Origin of the sequence: Singulisphaera sp. GP187, assembly GCF_900129635.1 — a bacterium.
GTDB lineage: Bacteria > Planctomycetota > Planctomycetia > Isosphaerales > Isosphaeraceae > Singulisphaera.
Map to the genome: position 1 here is coordinate 863,595 of NZ_FSRB01000003.1, position 18,696 is coordinate 882,290.

At 60.7% G+C, this 18,696-nt stretch carries 11 protein-coding genes; 3 read left to right on the top strand and 8 right to left on the bottom strand.

All coding sequences use genetic code 11. The features are described 5' to 3' along the window. The first annotated feature begins 94 nt into the window (after nucleotides 1-94). Nucleotides 95-325 carry a helix-turn-helix domain-containing protein gene (locus BUS42_RS39515; protein WP_074317038.1) on the top strand — a complete coding sequence of 77 codons (231 nt, stop codon included), beginning with the start codon at nucleotides 95-97 and terminating at the stop codon, nucleotides 323-325. Nucleotides 326-1,073: 748 nt separating this feature from the next. Here the strand turns inward: BUS42_RS39515 and BUS42_RS39520 are convergent. The 7 genes from BUS42_RS39520 to BUS42_RS39555 all read right to left on the bottom strand — a co-directional run bounded on the left by BUS42_RS39520 (nucleotide 1,074) and on the right by BUS42_RS39555 (nucleotide 14,249). Next, nucleotides 1,074-1,385, bottom strand: a complete 312-nt coding sequence (locus BUS42_RS39520) for a hypothetical protein (protein WP_074317041.1) — start codon at nucleotides 1,383-1,385, stop codon at nucleotides 1,074-1,076. A 49-nt stretch (nucleotides 1,386-1,434) separates the two neighbouring features. Further along, entirely contained in the window at nucleotides 1,435-2,010 is a 576-nt protein-coding gene (locus tag BUS42_RS43360; protein ID WP_143206687.1) for a hypothetical protein, read from the bottom strand. Nucleotides 2,011-2,632: 622 nt separating this feature from the next. Further along, nucleotides 2,633-10,186, bottom strand: a complete 7,554-nt coding sequence (locus BUS42_RS39530; protein ID WP_083671318.1) for an FG-GAP-like repeat-containing protein — start codon at nucleotides 10,184-10,186, stop codon at nucleotides 2,633-2,635. A gap of 753 nt (nucleotides 10,187-10,939) precedes the next feature. Next, the gene (locus tag BUS42_RS39540; RefSeq protein WP_074317046.1) at nucleotides 10,940-11,230 is read right to left on the bottom strand and encodes a hypothetical protein; all 291 of its coding nucleotides are present in this window, start codon (nucleotides 11,228-11,230) and stop codon (nucleotides 10,940-10,942) included. A 176-nt stretch (nucleotides 11,231-11,406) separates the two neighbouring features. Beyond that, nucleotides 11,407-12,195 carry a glycosyltransferase family 2 protein gene (locus BUS42_RS39545; RefSeq protein WP_074317048.1) on the bottom strand — a complete coding sequence of 263 codons (789 nt, stop codon included), beginning with the start codon at nucleotides 12,193-12,195 and terminating at the stop codon, nucleotides 11,407-11,409. A gap of 41 nt (nucleotides 12,196-12,236) precedes the next feature. Then, entirely contained in the window at nucleotides 12,237-13,493 is a 1,257-nt protein-coding gene (locus BUS42_RS39550; protein ID WP_074317050.1) for a glycosyltransferase, read from the bottom strand. A 351-nt stretch (nucleotides 13,494-13,844) separates the two neighbouring features. Further along, the gene (locus tag BUS42_RS39555; protein WP_159452352.1) at nucleotides 13,845-14,249 is read right to left on the bottom strand and encodes a Shedu anti-phage system protein SduA domain-containing protein; all 405 of its coding nucleotides are present in this window, start codon (nucleotides 14,247-14,249) and stop codon (nucleotides 13,845-13,847) included. 1,398 nt (nucleotides 14,250-15,647) lie between these two features. Between BUS42_RS39555 and BUS42_RS39560 the strand changes: the two genes are divergently transcribed. Further along, nucleotides 15,648-16,856, top strand: a complete 1,209-nt coding sequence (locus BUS42_RS39560) for a sodium-dependent bicarbonate transport family permease (protein ID WP_074317576.1) — start codon at nucleotides 15,648-15,650, stop codon at nucleotides 16,854-16,856. Nucleotides 16,857-17,167: 311 nt separating this feature from the next. Continuing rightward, complete coding sequence (locus tag BUS42_RS39565; RefSeq protein WP_074317054.1) at nucleotides 17,168-17,824, top strand: hypothetical protein; 657 nt, start codon at nucleotides 17,168-17,170, stop codon at nucleotides 17,822-17,824. Nucleotides 17,825-17,952: 128 nt separating this feature from the next. On the opposite strand, the gene BUS42_RS39570 is transcribed toward BUS42_RS39565, so the two are convergent. After that, nucleotides 17,953-18,369 (bottom strand): carboxymuconolactone decarboxylase family protein, encoded by a 417-nt coding sequence (locus tag BUS42_RS39570; protein WP_315850762.1) that lies wholly within the window; start codon nucleotides 18,367-18,369, stop codon nucleotides 17,953-17,955. Nucleotides 18,370-18,696: the final 327 nt, after the last annotated feature.

The following is an 18,696-nucleotide window of genomic DNA, read 5'->3' on the forward strand; positions in this document are numbered from 1 at the left end:
AATGGCCGGAGCGGCTGCGCCGATTGTTTCGTGCCGCCCAGAAAGCGAATGCTACTTAAACACATCATGTGTGACGGGAGAATGCCCGTCAAGCATGAACCTGGACGACACCAAATTTCTGTGTGAACTGGGCGACCGCCTTCGCGAGCGGCGGATCGCGCGCAACCTGACCCAGGAGCAACTCGCCGAGCAGTGCGAGCTCCATCGCACCTTCATCGGCTCGGTCGAACGGGGCGAGCGCAATGTCTCGATCTTGAACCTGAGGTTGATCGCCAGGATCCTGCGAATCCCGCTGGCCGACCTGTTCGCCAAGTCGGGTCAATAGAGTGGTTCGGCCTCGCCAGCCCGACGTTCCCGATTATCGGCTTAATGGTTTCGCGGCCGGGATTCACGTTTCCGTCGTCGGGCCCGATGGTCAGCCACCGGATCGCGTCTTCCTCGACGCGGGGTTCGCTGTTATCGTTCGCAGATGGACTCGCATTACCAAGGCTCAACAAGTCGGGCAGTCTGAACGGATTGCGTGGTCGGAAAAAATCTTGTTGGGGGACTTTCTCAGCGAGGGTGGACAAGCGCGGACAGTTTCGGCAGTGGTCGAGTAGGCAGTAGGTGGCGAAGAAGTCCTTCGTCGGCAAAGTCTTGCTCCGGTTCCTCGGGCTGCCTTGGCCGCCCAAAGTGTCCGCGATGTTCACTGGTCCTGGCATCGGCGGTGAGAAAGTACCGTTGTTGGAGGGACTTTCTCAACTCCCTTATTAATTTCAACGATCCGCCAATGGGCTAAAAACCAGTAGGATTTGGGTGTTTCTGCAAAAGGTTTACCCGAAAAGAGTTGCGTCGCTGCGTCGACTGCAAACCATGACAGGATAACGACTTGCTGCGTCCGCTCTTTTCAGTTGGTTTTTAGCCCATTGGCGGATCGTTGATTAATTTTGGGAGCTCCATAGACACTTCAATACTGAACACGTCCAATCAGCGGGAGGCCTGACCACGCTGACCACCACGGAGTTCCGCGCTAAGGGGATGGTTGCCCGCGTCCGACGCCGCTTGGCCAACGCCCGAACCGTTCTGTTCGGTGCTCACGGCGAGGTCACCCGACACACGCCCAAGACCAGGGACAGAGCCGGCAAAGCCATTACCGGGACGCCGCCGCCGTCGTTGCGGTCGAGGGGACGCTGACCCAACAGTGCCTCGAGGCGTTCGAAGCTCGCCTGACTGAGCAGACGGCCTTGCTGAAGCAGTTCGATGCCCGGCTGCAACGCGCCGTCGAGATCACCGCCGACATGCAAGCCGCGTTCCTCAGTAAGGTCCAGGCCGAAGGGGTCAGCCTCCCCGTCGCCCGTCGGCTCTTGGCCGTGATGCTTGGACCCAAGACGCCAAGTTCGGCCCATCTAGACTCAGGGGGCGGCGAATAGGGAAGCGCCGTTCATAATCCAATCGCTACAACTCTCCGACGGGATCCGACACGGGCTTCGTCGCCTTTGTGCCCCGAAGGTACTCCCTGAACTCCGGCCTGAGCGCGAACGCCAACGCGGGGATTGTGTAGACGATCCCAAAGCAGGTAACGGCCACGAGCGCTGACCCAGTCAGGTGCGAATAGTAACCCCACGGCTTACGCAGGATCAACCCGATCCCGCCGACCGTCAGCGTCACCAAGGCGGGCAGGTAAAGGGCAAAGAAGCCGAGCGACTGAGCCATGATCATTCGGGTGTCGGCGATCAGTTCCGGTCGCGGGACCCTGCCGAAGTAACGGTTCAGGCCCAGGGAACCGTTCCAGACCTCATCCACGCCGATCGCGAGCATGAAAAGAAGCCCCGATTCCATGGCCAATAGCAACGTCGCGAGGGCGAGGTCCGCGACGCCGAAAACAAGGATGGTCCGGCGGGTCACGGCCAGGCCTCGCGACGAAGGCCCCCCTTTCCAACCGAAGCGTGTCCGGTCGGTGATCCTCCCGAATCGCTCCTGGGTGTCGGTGACCTCACCCCACCGATTCGCGGGGCCGTCCCAACGGACCACGACACGTTCCGAATTTGGCCCCCGAAAGAATCCACCGCATTTGACCCAGCCGCTGCGCCGCTCGCCTCGACGGTCCTCCACCGTGACGTAGAAGACCGCTTGAACGGCGCTTTTCGACAGAATCCAAGGGTTGAGTTGTCTGGCCTCCTCCTTGATTATCTTATAGCCTTTCTCGGAGGCCCAATTCTCGAGAATTCTGACATGATAGAGACGATAATTCTTGATTATCCCCATAGATGAAATTGCCGCCCTCGCGAAGAAAAGAAACACGGCCGAGAAAACCAGGATATTCAGAAGAGTAAGAACGATATTGTCCGTCGGATCAAACATTCGCGCGGCCTCGCCGTCTCATCCCTGGCCGATCGATCGCCGTCACCGGAGGCTGACGAACCCTCCTCGACCAACGCGCCGGGACATTCGCCTCTCAGGACATGCCCCCGGCCATAACCCCACCTCGATTTTCCGTGGGATGACTGCCATCAAATGACTTATTATACCTACACTCGGAGTCCGGTGCGACAATTTGTGATGACATCCACCGCCGGGCTGAGCAAAGGGCCGCCTGGCGTCGCCTTCCCTACAAGATTGAGCCTCCGTGCTCTCCCCGGGACAATGGGACGCATTACGGAAGGCCGGGATACGGCGGGAACGGCTGGGGACTGAAAGGATTCGGATTCAGCGGTGGGAACATGGGCTCAACTGGCCGCCTGAAGTGGGGGTTTTTCGGAGGCATCGTCGGTAGGGGGGGCATCGGTCGGGGAGGCCGGGGCGCAGGGGGGGTACACGAGACCGGTTTCCCGTTCCACCATCGCCCCAACGAAATCGCAAGGTTAGCAGGGTTAACATCACCGAGGACACCCCACGCGCCAGCACCAAACCCGCCGAGCAGGTTACCGCCCACGCCGACCTCATAAAAACCACCGCCTGAACCGTTGAACGGATTGTAGGCGCCACCAAGTTGGCCGCCAAGTAGTGCGAACCATCCCACGCCCACGTTGATGCCCGGTGTGATAGACTGACCCCCGGGAGCGATGCTGCCGGTGATGCCGGGCGTCTGGGCGCCGAAGTAGGGATGGATTCCCCAGAAGTAACACGGGCCGTAATTCGATGGGCCGATCTGGACGCCCCACCCAGGGACGACCGGCGCGAAAAGCCACGGTGGCGCGAGGTTGATGTCGATATACCAAGTCCCTCGGGGGTCGATGAGATTGGCCGGGTTGCTGTGGACGTAACGGTAGAGATTCGCATCGCCAGCAGCAAAGCCGATTGGGTCCTGGCTCATCCATCTTCCGGTTGCCGGGTTCTGAACGCGGTGCAGGGCGAAGTTAAGCCCTGTCGTCGAGTCGTACTGCAGACCCGCGAATTTCATCCGGTCTCCCACGGCCGGATTCGACTCGCCCGTGACGTTGCCGAACGCCCCATAATCGACATGGTCAATCACGCCGCCGGAACTGTTCACCAGGTCTCGTACCGTCCCCAGCCGATCACTCAGATACCACGTCACAGCACCCCCCGACGTCTCCCGCGCCAGCACTGCGTCCACACTGGCTGGGGTCGGACCGCTCAGGTAGCGCGCTGTCTGAGTCCCGGTCCCGTTGAAGTCAAGGATTGGCGACCAGCCGTCGTAGAGGCTCCACCGCGTCGCCCCGCCTTCCGACTCTCCGATGCGCCGGTCCAGAGCGTCGTAGGTGAAGGTTGCCAGCGTCGTGTGCACGCCGCCGACGACCTGCTCGACGCCAATTTGCCGATTGCGATGATCCCAAGTATAAAGCACCTGGTTCCCGCTGGTGATCTCCGTCTTGCTCGTCAGGTTCCCCTCGTCGTCGTACGCATAGTTGAACGTCCCGTCGCTCGACTGCCGGTTCCCCGTAGCGGTCGTGAAGCCGGTCATGGTCCGGTTGCCGTTGGCGTCGTAGCTGAAGCTCTCGTTGGCGAACGCGACGTTTGTGTGCGTCACACCCGTCAATTGGCTGTCGTTGGTATAGGTGTAGCCGACTGTGTCGGTGGCCGTACCACCGGTCGTCGTCCAGGTTTTCAACTCCTGCGTCAAGCGGTTAACCGCATCGAGCGTGTAGCCGTATGACGAGACTACCGTGCCTCCCGTCAGGGCCGTCTTGTGCACGAGGCCGGTCAGTCGGTTTGCAGCGTCGTAGGTGTAGGCCGTCGCCAGGACCGTCGATGTTCCGGTCAGGTCCGAATAGCGAATCAGACCGGTCCGTCGCCCTGCATCGTCATAGTTGAAGTCGACACGTTTGTTCGTGACTCCCGTGCCGGACTGTCGCAGACCGATCAACTCATCGCGTGAGTCGTATACGTAATCGGTCACACCGCCAAGGCTGTCGGCGAGGCTTGCCCGATTTCCTACCGCGTCGTAACCATACGTCAGCGTCACTTGCGGAAGGCCGGTGGTTCCTGCATCATCCACCGTGATCAGACGGTCGGCATTATCGTACGTATAAGCGTACTGACTGATATTGTCGCGGATGCCTGTCATCCGGCCCGCCGCGTCGTAGGTCATGGTGATCACGTTTGTGGCCGAGCCGCCGCCGATCGGAATCCACGACTCGGTCGTCCGACGATCGTCCGCGTCGTAGCCGAACTGGCGGATTCGTAGATCGCGGTCCGTCAACTGGGTCAAGTTACCCACAAGATCGTAGACGTTCGTCGTCGTTTTGCCCCGCGGGTCAGTCACTGTCGTGACACGATCGGCCGCATCGTAGCCGTAACTCGTGACATTGCCCATCGGGTCGGTCAGGCTCGTCGGTCGTGAGTGCGGGTCGTAGGTGTATGTCGTCGTTCCACCGCCCGCCGGGGCTGTCTGACTGATCAATCGGTCTCGGACGTCATAGGTGTTCGTCGTGACATGACCGAGCGGGTCGGTGATGGTCGTCACGTTTCCGTCGGCGTCGTAGCCGTAGCTGGTTGTGTGGGCGAGTGCGTCGGTGATCGCGATTCGACGATTAATATTACTGTATGTGTAAGTTGTTGTGTGGGAAAGTGGATCCCTCACACTCGTGAGGTTGCCTTGGAGGTCGTAACCGTAGGTGTACTCGGCGATTCCTGGCCCTCCTGTGCCGCCCCATCCCCCTGATCCACCCGAGCCCCCTGATCCGCCCGAGCCGACTGGAACGGTATCCGGGAGGGACATTGTCTTGATGCGTCCCAGATTATCGTAGCTGTATAATGTTGTATGCCCGTTTGGGTCGATCTCGGAAGTTCGTTCACCGACAAGGTCGTACCCAAACGTTGTTCGGTGCCCCAAGGGGTCGGTAACACTCGTCAAACGATTGGCATTGTCGACGGTGTACGTGGTGGTATGGCCCAGCGGATCGGTGATGGTCTTGAGGTTGCCGAAGGCGTCGTACGTGTAAGTGGTATGGTGGCTGGTTCCCTGGTTGACCGGGTCGGTCATCCCCACCAGTAGGTCACGCTCGTTGTACGCATAAGTTGTGACGCGTCCCAGGGCGTCGGTGACGCTGGTGAGATTGCCGTCGGCATCGTAGGTGTACGAGGTAGCCTTTCCCGCCGCCGCCTGTACTGGATCTTGCTCCGATAGGAGGCGCCCAGCTTGGTCGCGGGTCAAGGTCGTCGTATGACTCAGTTCGTCGGCGATCGAGGTGACGTCACCAGCGGAGTTGTACTGATAGACGACGTGGGGAGAACCGGTTCCAGGGAACGTGATCGTCGTGAGTCGGCCGAGCGAATCGTAGGCGTAGGTGGTTGTGTTGCCGTTGCGGCTGGTGTCGGTGAGCACCTGGCCGGCGAAATTGTACGTCCAGTCCTCGTGCAGACTGTCTGCGTCGGTGCGGCGCAGGATGTTGCCGTGGGAGTCGAGCGTGAAGGTGGTTGTATTGCCGTTAAAGTCGGTGATCGAGGTGGGAACGCTATTCACCCCGTAGGCGATCGTTTCGATACTGGGAGGGCCCCCGCCCGATCCTCCTGATTCGCCAGAGTCGGCACCTGGTCGAGTAATCGATGTGACGTTGCCGAGCGCGTCGTAGGTAAACGTGGTCAACCGGCCGAGGGCGTCGGTCTGAGTTACTGGGAAACCCCGGCTGTTGTAGGTCGTGCCGGACGACGCTCCGGTTGCATCGGACGCACCCGTGGGGTGGGCCATCCAGTTGAAGGCGATGGTCGTCGTCCGCCCGTTTGGATCGGTGAGTGTCGCGTTATAAGCAGTGGAGAGACCTCCGCTGTCCCCCGGAGCGAGCAGACCGTGGCTTCGGGAGGAGGAAACCGAAGTCGTCGAGGTACCGTCGAAGAGAGTCTCACTCGTCAACTGGCCAAAAGAATTGTAATGGACGGTCGCCGTGTGACCGTTGGGGGTGATCTCGGTCGTGATCAAGTGGTTCGAGGGTGTCGAATAGCCGAATTGAACGGTCGCACCATCAGGGTCGATGATCTGAGTGAGGTTGTCGTTCGCGTCCACAGTGATCGTCGTGACCCGGCTGGCCGGGTCGATGATCGTGGCAAGATGGCCGGAACCATCATAAGTCAGGGTCGTGACCAGTCCCACCGGGTCGGTTATCGTGTGCAGGGCACCGGCAGCTGCACCACTGGTGAAATACGTGTAGGAGGTGGTGTTGCCGTTGCGGTCCGCCTCGGATGTTTCTCGACCGCTGCTGTCGAACTGGATAACCGTTCCGTCGGGATAGGTATGCGTCCAAGTGCCATCGAGGTTGTGAAGGAGTGTCGAGGGAGCGCTGCTCGGTCCCCGGAAGCCCGGAGTGGCTACCTCACGATTGAATGGGGCCGCAGCAATCATCCCGATCTGACCGGAGCTCGAGGGTAGTGGGACCGAACCAAAGGGGAAAAACTGACTGGAACTTGGGTCAGCCATCAGCACTCGCAGTTGGCCCGTGCCGTCGGTCCATGCAAGGCTCGGCCGCCCCGCGCCATTGAGGTCGGCTGCGACAATGCTCCCGGGCTGGGGATAGGAGGATCCATGCGTTCCGGCAGTAATGATGGTTCCATTGCCCCAAACCCCGGAGGCTGAGAGCGGGATGATGTCGATCAAGGTGTTGATATTGCTGGAGTAGTCAAAGCCATTGGAGATCGGCACCGCGATCTCCATTCCGACATCCGGGCCGTTAAATTCCCCCGCGACCAGGCCGAGGACGGCGTAATTCGGCTGGCCGACCGTAAGTGTCGTGGAGGTGAAGCTGAAACCGCCGGAGCCGGAACCGGTGAAGAGGTCGAGGCTGACGAACGGAAGGCCCCATTCAAGCACATTCAAATTTTTGGCTTCGACGACAATATCTTTTTTGCTATCTCCATTGAAGTCGAGCGCGACGATTCCATAGGCCTTGTGCCCCGAAGGAAGCGTCAGAGTCGTGGCCGAACCCATGGAGCCGCTGCTCGTGGCGAGCATCACGTCGGCCAGCCCATTATCCGTCACGAAGCCCAGATCATCCTTGCCGTCACCATTAAAGTCGCCGGAGATCATCGAGTTAGCGGTCGAGCCTGCCGAGACACCGTTTCCGGCGGAAGTGACGACGGGGGTCGCAAAAGTCCCAGTTCCGTTGCCCGTGTAGATCGCCACGGAGTAGTTGCTCGAGCCCGAGCTAGGAGCCAGCAGGACCGCAACGTCGAGGATGGCGCCGGCATGGCCGGTGAAATTGCCGAGAGCGACGGCCTTGCCGATCGTCCCGCTGGGAAGGGAGTAGGAGCTACCCGCGGTGAATCCGCCGGAGCCGTTGTTGATCATAATCGCCAGGGTCGAAGAGTCCACCACAACTTGGTCAATCCAGGCGTCGCCGTTAAGGGCGCCGGCCGCGGTACCGACGGTTCCCCCATAGGAAGTCGCGGTGGCGGCCGTGAAACGCCCCGCCCCGTCATTGGCCAGGATCTGAGAGTCGGTAACGCTGGACCCTAGAGCGATGTCATTAATGTATGTCTGGCCGTCGTTATAAACGGCGTCGAAGCGTTCGGTTCCTTGCTGGCCTGTGGTCAAGAGCACCGATTGTCCCGCCGTGAGCTGAGAAACATGCTGCAAGCCACCGATGCTCCAGCCGGCCCCCAGTGGATCGCTCGCCGCGTTGACGACGTTGACGTAACCTTGCTGGGGCTCCAAGGTGATGGAGGTTGGTGTGGGTGAGCTACCGAAGTATTCGGTGACTGTAAACGTGTAGGGGTAAACACCGGTTGGCAATGCTGAAGCATCGACTTGGAGCGGAATATAGTAGGTTGACTGGTCGGTCAGCCCACCGGGAGTCAGATAGGTCGTGGCAGCCCCCTGAGTGACCCCTCCCAGACTGATTTGGGCCGTGATCGAGGAGATCGAGGAAGATTCACCAGCAAGGGGGGTCGTGAATTGATACTGAACCACGGGGTGGGGGTAAGCCTGATCGGAGCTATACTGAAGGTCAAGGCCGTGGTTAACTCCCTGAGATTGGTAGGAAACGGTCTGGTGGTCCTGGAAATATTCACCAGTCAGAAGCCCCGTGTCGGAGCCAAAGATTCCACCGAAGATTCCACCACCCCGGGGGGACGTAGGACGGCGTGGCGGAGGTGCCGTTCCGCCGCCAGGCTGGCAGCCGGCGCAAGGTTGATTGGGCTGGCCGTACGGGTCGCCTGGCCCCGCGATAAGGCAAGCGGCGAACTCAGTACCGCCACTGCCTCCGCTCCCTCCACTTCCACCACTGCCTCCGCTACCGTCGAGTGCTTCCAGCGAGATGGCGTGAAAGGCAGCGGCCTGAGGCGCTTTCGCCGCGGCGAGTGCGATAAGACCTGCTGAGGTCATCGTCAGCCCATCGCCCGAAACGATCATCCGACCCACGGCGTCCTTGCCGCCGGTCAGCATGTTCATCTTCAAAAGATTCACAACGGCGCCGGGCTGATAGCCGGCGGTATTCGGCAAAGTCAATTCGACGGGTTGGGTCAGATCAATACCGACAGAGTGATAGAGGAGCATCTCTCCGTTGAGAAACTCCGGCAAATGTTGTGACGCCAATGAAGCGGACAATTCGGCCACCGAGATCGTCCCCGACGTGATCGTGCCTCGAGCGTCAGGTGACAATCGTATAGCAAAACCTGGCATCGCCGGATTCGTTACGCTGGCCGCCTTGGACGCATCAGTCCGGCGGAAATCGGCCGGAGCCGACCAGTCAATCTTGGGCAGAATCAACGGCTGGACGATCGCGTTATTAGCATTGGCATAGGGCTGATGACCTAGCAACTGTTCCACCGGTGCCGTCAGATTGAGCCAATCTCCCGTATTCGACTTGGAGTCGCCGACCTTGATCGGCCCCGGATTGGTCGGCACCCCGGTCAAGGTGAAATTCCCCTTGGCGTCGGTCATGACCTTGGCATCGCCGATGACCACGGGGATCCCCGAGCGAGGGGCGCCCGACTCGTCGACCACGTGCCCGGAGAGTTCGGTGGACTCCTGGTTCGCCGCGTTCACTCGGATCGGAACTTTTAAGGCCGCCTTGCGGGTCCCATCGACGGCAACGACGGTAATGTCCATTGTCCCGGCCTGTCCGGGCGCGGGCGAGAAGTTCAACTCTCCGGTGGCGCGATTAAAGGTCATGTTCGCCGGGAGCGGTTGGGGCGTGATCGTGTACGTCACGTTCTTGCCGAACAATTGTCCAGGCTGAATCGTGAGGTTGAGAGTCGAGCCCACACTGACATTTTGGAGCGAGGCTGTCAGAATCGGTTCCACCGGACCTGGGTTGGTGGTCGGCGGTGGGTTGCCAGGAGAATTCGTGCCGGCGGTGCCGGTCGATGGAATGATCGTGGTGGCCGATGGCCGCATCGTGGTAACGGGTCGGGGCTCCGTCGTCGTTGCGATGGTTTCCGGACCGGACGTGGCGGGGGAGCCTGGGCGAGTAAGGAGAGAGGTCAGGTTGTGACGTGCCGCGTACCTCGGGTGCCTGCTGAGCACCATTTCGAGGCATCCCCCCCAGCCGTTACGTGCGGCATAGGCCGAGCTTCTCTGGAGCGCCTTGGCCAAGTCGCCCAGACCTTGGCGTACGGCCCCCTGACGATCGCGGACCAGCTGTTGTGCGAAATCCTCGAGATCGGGCCGCGCATTGACGTTATTTTGAATGTGGAATCGAGCATGAGCCGCCGAGACAGGAATGACGCTCCCCTTCCAGCCGCTGTGGCTGAGCATCTGGCGGGCTTCGAGTGATTCGAAACGCGGAGTGAGGGGCTTTCGGTGTCGGCGGCTCATGGGTGTGGTCTCTCCTGGTGAACGCCGCGCGTGAGTTCGCCAGCATCGCGTAGGACGATACGGGTGGAGTGAGCGCGAGGGTTCTTTGGATGGAGAATGATCGAGATCGGGACGAACGGCACACCCAGCGCCGAGGGGGGGGGACTTGGGGTCGGGTGTTCTCGGATCGAGTTCAGATTCGCACACGTTCAAGAATCTTCAGATCGGAACGTCACGACACTTGAACAATTCGCCGCTCGGATGGCAAGGAGATTCTTTCAGATCGGCAAAATCAGGCGAGCGTCGCGTAAGCCGAGGCGATATCAAACAGGTTTGGATTACAGGAGTTAAGACGAGTCGCCACGATGAAAAAAATCCGAAAAAGACCGGTAGTCGCGGGCAAATCAATCCCGGTTCCACGGACCTGGGGTTGCGCCGGGCACGCCATGGCATCCTTAGAATTCAATATCGGTCACGGAGGAAGCTGTATTCCAGATCTCGCTTAGAAACGTGAAACAGTGTAAAGCCCAACGCTTCGAAGGTTTCGATCGCCTTGGTTCTCTGGGAATACGGGTTCGGCCCGTTCAGGAATCGATCGTGAGACTCAATGAGCAATTGATTCATGCGCATCAAGCAGGCGATGATATTGGGAATGATGCCGTACTCGGCCCCTTTCATGTCAGGATTGACGACATCAATTCGTTTGTGCCCCAGGAGTTCCAGAATCGTCGGGAGCCGATGGAACGGTCATCGTGCTGCTTACCAGATCGAGCATCATGAAGGAGACGACACTGGGTTTCCGGCAAAAGAGAAGAGAGCGATCCCGTCGTACCCGGCGAGGCCGTAGTCGTGGAACTGGAATTGCAGCGGCATCGCTTGCCGCCGGATCCACCGGACCGAGATCAACCTGAGGTCGAAGGTATGGACCTCGGCGCCAATCCGCTCCATCAGAGCGCGGTCAAAGCTCACGTCGCGGCCGTCGCCAAACGAGTAAACGACGCTCGTTTCGTCGAGTGAGTCGGGACGGAGGCACCAGGTTCCATCAACCGTCCCCGACTGGAGCACATTGCGGTCTGACCTCGGTCAGACCGGCTCTTGGTACATCACGTTCTTCCTCGAGGCTGAGCTGGGAAGCCGTTCGGGCAAATGGTTCCGTGATCCGACAAGGGCTGGGCGGGGAATTATTCACGTCTGCGCTCAGTCATTCCCTGGGAGGTGCTCCGACGTTCGATCTCGGCCTTTTACGAATCGGTTCGTCGCAACCAGGAGCCATGGAGATAGTTCGGTCCGCGGCTCACCGCGCGATAGTGGAAGATGAAGGACGAGGGACAGACGGCAAATCGCCAGCCCCTGTGGAACCACCGATTCTGAAGTTCATCTTCATTGAACGTCATCAACGGGGTCGGATTCGGTGCGCCGCTGGGATAAAAATCGTTTCGAGGTCGGTAGATGTGGGCCTCATCGAACTGGCCGGTTAGCCAGACCTCGGCTCGAGCCATCTGAAAGAAACCGTTTACCCTGGCTTCGACGACCCGGTTCCTGTAGTGGGTCCGGAGTTCGCCCGAGAGGAAGTCGAGATAGGCCGGATCATCAGTGAGTTGATAACCGGGGTAGTAGGTTGCGACATGGGCTTGCGCCATTGCGGTCCGCCCCGGGGCGTTGGTGATCGGCCCGGCAAGGGCATAACCCGACTCCAGGGCATGGATCAGACCGTGATGCCACCCCTCGCAGAAGAGAATATCGGAGTTTCCGGCGATCACGTAGTCGGCTCCCCGCGCGACCGCGGTGCGGATTCCCCAGTTCCACGAACGGGTCAATCCGCCGTTCTCCGGAAAGCGGTGTACGGTGATCGGCAGGGCGCCCGCACCGAGGAACTCTTGCCAGTTGGGGTCGCCCCAGTCGGGACTCGCGTCATCGACGACGAACGTCCACGGATCGGCCGTATGACGGGAGAAACTCTCGATCGTCCGCATCGCATAGTCGAACTGGCCGTAGGTGGGACAGACCAGGGCGATCCGGGGTTCGGCCATGATGTTGACTCCTGCGGGCGACGCAATCCGTGACGTTCGAGTCAATCCGGTCGGTCTTGGGACGACCCCGGCGACGCGACGAGCGATTCAAAGTAAGTCTTGTACGCATCGGCCACGTCGCTCTCGTTCCAGCGTCGAGAGGCCAGCAGGGCACGGCTTCGCTGGGCCGCTTCCCATTCGGGGTCATCCCAGAGCCGCTCGATGATGGTGATCCAGGGTTCGACCTCCTCGGCCGTCGGAATCTCGCCACAGGCGGGAGTGTACTGGTCCGGAATCGACAGGACGAATCCCCCCGTTCCGATCGTTTCCGGGAGGGCACCGCGATCGCTCCCGAGCACCGGGATCCCATTGGCGAGGGCCTCGGCGGCCACCCGACCGAAGCTCTCCCGCCAGAGTGAGGGCATCAGCACGGCGCGTGTGACCCGGTAGAAGTCGCGCGGGTCGGGCGTGTTCGCCATCCGGTGAAGATTCCGAAGGCGACTCATGTCCAGATCGAGGAGGCGGAGCCCGTCGACGGTGGTACGGCCCTCGACGATCAAGAGTGGGATGTCAGGGCGACGGCGGTCAAGCTCGACAGCGATCCGCGCTACAATCGTCATCCCCTTGTTCGGCGACGGATTGACGAAGGTCAAGTACCGGGGTTGCGGATCGTCGGCCACAACGCGATCGGGACGCAACGGGTTAGGGATCACCTTGCAGTCCCGGCCGAGCAACGCGGCGTAGTGTCGTCGGGTATATTCAGTCGTCACGACCAGGCCGTCAACCTCCTCGAAGAGGCTGCGGCCGGTATACTGGAAGTTGCGGAGGTGAAAGACGACGGCGATCCCCCGCCGCCTGGCACGGCGGATCAACTCGTGGACGAGCGGCTGGCCGCCATAGGTCATCAAGACCTGGGGCTGAAACCGGTCGAAGACCTGTTCGGCCAGGTCGAGGAACGACGCTGTCTCCACTGTTGAAGGGGCCTTGACGCTTCGGCTCGACGCCGTCGGCATCAAGGTGACGCGAACCCCATTCAGTAGCAAGTCGTAGACTTCAACATCACGGAGCGTTCCGTCCCGCATGGGGCCGCCTGTCCCGGACAGCGCGGCCCGAGCGATACGGTAGGGGGCATTGAGCCGGTCAAGCACCTCCTTGAGGGGTGTTTCCCTGGTGTAGTCGAGAACGCCCGTGGAGAGGACGCGGGCATCGATCCCGTGCGAGGCGAACAGCTCCATCAACTCTCGCGTTGAGACGGCGGCCCCGCTCGACGGATCGATGTAGCCGTGGCACGATGCGAACAGGACACGTGTGACGTCCATCACCCACTCCCCGAGAAACCGACCATGGGGGTCGACCCGCGATTGCTTAACTCACTCGATGATAACACCTCAATTTCATCGAAGCATCTGGCACCTCCTCCCCGTCACCGAGGCTTCGCTACCTGCGAGAACCCGATCCAATCGGCGGGACTACCGGGAAACGTGGCTGGCAATGGCGACTCTCCCTCGCGGAATAGGCCTCTATCACGAGCGCGTATCCTCGTCTGAACTCGCAGGGCCATTCCGAATCGTCGCGAGAGCCGTTTCCATGCACACAGTTGACGACAACGATCGCGCCTGACCGAATTCGTCGGACGCCATTGACGATTATTTCAACAGACTTGCGTATGATTATACATTCGGCAGACGGCTACTGAAGCACTTGTTTCGCTTCGCTGTGTCGTCAAGCTGTGAGGTACAGCCGATGACGAGGACTCCCTTCGGTTGGACCGTGTGGCAGGCCATCTGGCGCATCGGCTCCCGATTCCCGTCGGCCCGCGTGCCTTCGATCTCCCAGATGCGGCAATTCGACTGGAGTTGGGCCACTCCCCCGATTCGCTCCTCGCCCAGCCGATGCACCTTGCTCCGGCAGAGCTCGACTTCTCCAAGCAGGCTGTCGGGTCGCTTGATCTCCACAAGGACCGTGAAGTGGTGGTCGGCCTCGGACGCGGCGAGAAAATCGCCTCGCTGGCCGTCCTTGCCGGACACCCGCTTGCCACCGCCACCGTGGTAGGGCTGGTCCTGGACGGAAGTCACGAACCGATCGTCCAAGCCGTCCCCGAAGATCCACAGCACTCGTTGACTGCGCGCTCGCGGACATCGTGAAGCTTCGTGAGGGCGACGGCCTGGCACAAAACAAACAGGGTTCGGATTTCTGGACGGCATCCCAGAACGGTTCGGAGGACTCCTCAGTAAGCTTCCCGACGATCTCCGCTTCGCGGCCCTTGAGGACAAGCCCGACCTCCGAATTGACCACGGTGGGAGACCCGTCCCGCCTCGGAACACCGTCCTTGGTCACGGCGAATCGCCCTCTGAGCGTCCCGGAGCGATTGCTTTCCCTCGAGCTTTCCCAACACCATCTTGCGACAAGCCGCCATTCCCGCTAAGGTGGACATGGTACGTATGCCCCCTGAGCCGTTGAGGAGGAAGGACTTGTGACCCAAGTCGAACTCTTCCCCAAAGGCTTACCTCCCCCCAAAAAACGTACTCTGCAACCCTTAAAATTTGCATAATCCGGGCGTTTCGGACCCCCCTCATCCGATCGTCGATCGATGCTTCGATTCGTCCGGAACTAGCTGACGTCATCCCCGTTTTGAGATCACCGAGGCTCGATTTTCCTCGACGATCCAACCGGGGAACGAGACTTAGAGCGGAGTTCGTGGTTGAATTGATCCTATAGAGAAGGATGGCCTTCTGGATCAGACAAACTCGTACGACCGACGGACGGGTCAAACGGCGGAGCGCAAGGGATTGGTGCGCCCATCCTCTTGGGTGGCGGGGCGGGGACAAAATGCATAGTTCAGTTCACGACATCCCGAGTTCGAGAACTCTTGACCCTTCCGTCGGCAGTTCTCGGTCCGCCGCGTCCAATCCGGCGCATCGAAAGCCTCGGTTCTCCTTGATCGCCTTCGGCCCCACAATTGCGAACCCACGGGCAACCCGCGCCGTGGAACCAGAACCACCCGTCCGTCGACCGGACCGCTCATCCGGTTCGAGGACTACTTCCCCCCCTCCCTCGAGCCCGCCACGTATCCCGTGCCGTTTAGTCGCCGACGCGTCAGCCGGGACAATTCCCAGGAGCACTTGCCGATGAACGTCCGTCGTTTCCGCTTGCTTGCGATGACCAGCGGCCTGGTTGCCCTCGTCATCGTGACCTTGCCCGCACTGGCCGAGGAGATTCATGGAACCGTCAAATCCGTTGATCCGGTCACCAAACAACTGATCTTGACGGACGAGGCGGGCAAGACCGAGATCGGGGTCAACATCACCAAGAAGACCCTGGACTCGAGCGGTAAGAAGAGCATCGTCCTCAACGAGCTCAAGCCGGGCACGAAAGTCGTCGTCACCAACACGATCACCGCCTCGAAGGTCGCGATCGACGAAGCGGCGAATGCTCACGGCGCCTCGGCGAATGGTCCGAGCTCGCAGCGCGGGATCCTCGGCGAATTCTGGTACAACTTCCGGCACAACCTATTCAAGCCGCTCTTGCTCTTCTTCTACCTCGGCTTTCTGGTACCGATCCTCAAGGTGAAGTTTGAGTTCCCGTATGTCATCTACCAGGGCCTGACGATCTACCTGCTGTTGGCGATCGGCTGGCACGGCGGCGAAGAACTCGCCGCGATGGACCCGAAGCTCTTCGGCTCGGTATTCGGGTTCATGACGGTGGGGTTCATTACCAACTTCATCATCGGGGTCCTCGCCTACCTCGCGCTCAATGCGTTTACGAAAATGAGGAAGGTGGATAAGGCGACCGTCGCCGGCTACTACGGCTCCGACTCCGCCGGTACCTTCGTGACCTGCCTGGGCGTGCTGGCGTCGACCCACATCCTCTACGACGCCTACATGCCGGTGATGCTCGCCGTCATGGAAATTCCCGGCTGCCTCGTGGCGCTCTACCTCGTCTCGCGGCTCCGCCACCAAGGGATGGATGCCGTCGGGAACATGCCGGACGAAGTGGGCTACGACCCGAAGGCCGTCGCGCCCATCCCGACCCATGGCGACTCGCACGGTCACGCCGACCACGCCGTCGAAGCCGAAACCGAACTCGCGCTCGAGAAGATGGAACACCCGGACAACGGCAACGGCAACGGCAACGGAAATGGCAAGAAGAGCGGCGGAGTCTTCTCCCGCAAACTGCTTCACGAGGTGTTCCTCAACTCGGGGTTGTACCTCCTGTTCGGCGGGATCGCGATTGGCTTCATCAGCGGTCTTCAGGGCCCCGAAGTCACTCGTGCGGACGATAGCTTCTTCGTCACCCTGTTCCAGGGGATCCTCTGCCTCTTCCTGCTCGAGATGGGGATGACGGCGTCGCGAAAGTTGAAGGACCTGCGCCGGGCCGGATGGCCGTTCGTGGCGTTCGGCATCATCGCCCCGAACGTCTTCGCCACGATCGGGATCTTGGTCGCTCACGCGTTCAGCACCATCACCCACACCCCGTTCGAGCTGGGTACGTACGTCTTGTTCGCCGTGCTCTGTGGCGCCTCGTCGTACATCGCCGTCCCCGCCGTGCAACGCATGGCGATCCCCGAGGCCAGCCCGACCCTCCCCTTGGCCGCCTCACTCGGCCTGACCTTCTCGTACAACGTGACCATCGGCATCCCGGTCTACATCGAGATCGCCAAACTCGTCCAGAAGATGTGGTAAGGCATGCAGGAGTGAGTGCGGGCGACCTGCCCGCACACTCGTCGTTCCAAAACCGGAGGCGGTCGATCTTGCTCCTCGCCACGAGGACGAGATCGGCCGCCTCCGGGCGCGCGCCCCGGCGTCGGATCGCGTGAAAACCGAAACTCAACTCTTCGACTGAGGATTCTTGGCCCACTCCACCACGATCCGCCGCTCTTTAACCAACGGTGGGATGTTGCGAGCCGCTTCCGCCTGTCCGAAGATGACAGCCGGCAGACATTTCCAGCAGCCAGCTCGTTTTGGTTTTAACCTCAATGAAGGGAAGGTCGACGATGCGGACGTTCGGGATCATGGCTCTGACCCTCGGTGCGGCGGTCGTCATCGCCGCCCCCGCGCATGCCCAGCAAGGCCTCCGCGGTCGCGGCGCGGGCTTCGGCGGCTTCGGCGGCTACGGCCTGCTGTCGAACAAGAGCGTTCAGCAAGAGCTGAAGCTCGAGGGCGAGCAGGCCGAGAAGGTCTCGAAGATCGTGACCGAGATCAACGCGAAAACACGCGAGAAGACACAGGACTTCCCGCAGGAGGAGCAGCGGACCAAAGGTGCCGAGCTGAGGCGCGCGGCCAACGAGGAAATCAAGGCCGCCGTCAAGAGCGAGCTCAAGGCCGAGCAAATCACCCGGCTCGAGCAGATCATCCGCCAGAACCAGGGCCTGCAAGCCTTCCTCGACCCCACGACCGCCGAAAAGCTGAACCTGACGGGCGACCAGAAGTCGAAGCTCCGAGAGCTCGCCCAGGAGACCGGCAAGAAGGCCCAGGAACTGTTCCAGAGCGCGGGCGATGATCGTCAAGCGGCAATGGAGAAGGGCCAGGCCCTTCGAAAGGAGGCGGTCGAGAAGGCCATCGCCAGCCTCACCGACGACCAGAAGAATTCCTGGAAAGAGCTGACCGGAGAGCCGTTCCAGGTCAAGTTCGAGCGCCGACCCAACAACTGATCCTTCCATGGACCGGTTTTCGATTCCTCCGCGGCCTTGCCGCGGAGGAATCAGTCCCCTTTTTTCCTTCCTCAGATTCAGAATCCAGTCCCGCCCCTCGCACACATCAACTCATCGACACGTTTATTTTAATCCAACGGCGGAAACACATCCGGCTCAATCTGGTAGCCGTTGGCAATCGCGTTCGTCCCGTTGAACAGCGCAACCACCGCCATAACCTCGCCAAGCGCCTCCACGTCGAGACCCAGCTTGCGGACCGCCGCCGTGTGCGAGTTGATGCAATAGGCGCAGCCGTTGGTCGCCGAGACCGCCAAGGCGATGATTTCCCGGGTTAACGGGTCGAGACGACCGGTTCGTCCCTCGGCCTCGGGGTGCATGATCGACTTGAGCCGAGTCCAGACCAGCTCGAGCTGGGTGGGATTGGTGGCCAGGACCCGCCAGAAGTTGGGCACGGAGTCGAGCTTCTTCGTCGCCTTGATATCCGCGAAGATCGCGGCGACCGCCCCGGTGGCCTCCGACTCGTCCACGAGGCGAACGGTTGCCAGTCGCTGTTCCGCCACAAGATTCTCCTTCATGTGTCGAGGGTGATCGAATCAAACGACGCTCTCGAATCGCTTCGGCGATTATGGAGCGGCACCGCCTCCTTCTTCAAGACGAAGTCTCCCGACGATCCTGAGGGCGTTCCCGGTTTCGACCCGTCCCGAGGGGCAGACCGCCTCCAGGCGATCGACCTTCGAAGCGGCCTCCAGCCCCAGGAAGAGGCAATTCTCCGACGCCGAGGAATCACGGCCTCCCCCGACGACTCGCTTTGGGGGCGAGCGAAATCAGCCAAAAGGCCAACACTAATTATCATTCAAATAGATTACAACTTG

Excerpts from the sequence above, each read along its gene's own strand:
- BUS42_RS39515 (WP_074317038.1), top strand. The coding sequence starts at position 95 with ATGAACCTGGACGACACCAAATTTCTGTGTGAACTGGGCGACCGCCTT.
- BUS42_RS39520 (WP_074317041.1), bottom strand. The coding sequence starts at position 1,385 with ATGGGCCGAACTTGGCGTCTTGGGTCCAAGCATCACGGCCAAGAGCCG.
- BUS42_RS39530 (WP_083671318.1), bottom strand. The coding sequence starts at position 10,186 with ATGAGCCGCCGACACCGAAAGCCCCTCACTCCGCGTTTCGAATCACTC.
- BUS42_RS39545 (WP_074317048.1), bottom strand. The coding sequence starts at position 12,195 with ATGGCCGAACCCCGGATCGCCCTGGTCTGTCCCACCTACGGCCAGTTC.
- BUS42_RS39550 (WP_074317050.1), bottom strand. The coding sequence starts at position 13,493 with ATGGACGTCACACGTGTCCTGTTCGCATCGTGCCACGGCTACATCGAT.
- BUS42_RS39565 (WP_074317054.1), top strand. The coding sequence starts at position 17,168 with ATGCGGACGTTCGGGATCATGGCTCTGACCCTCGGTGCGGCGGTCGTC.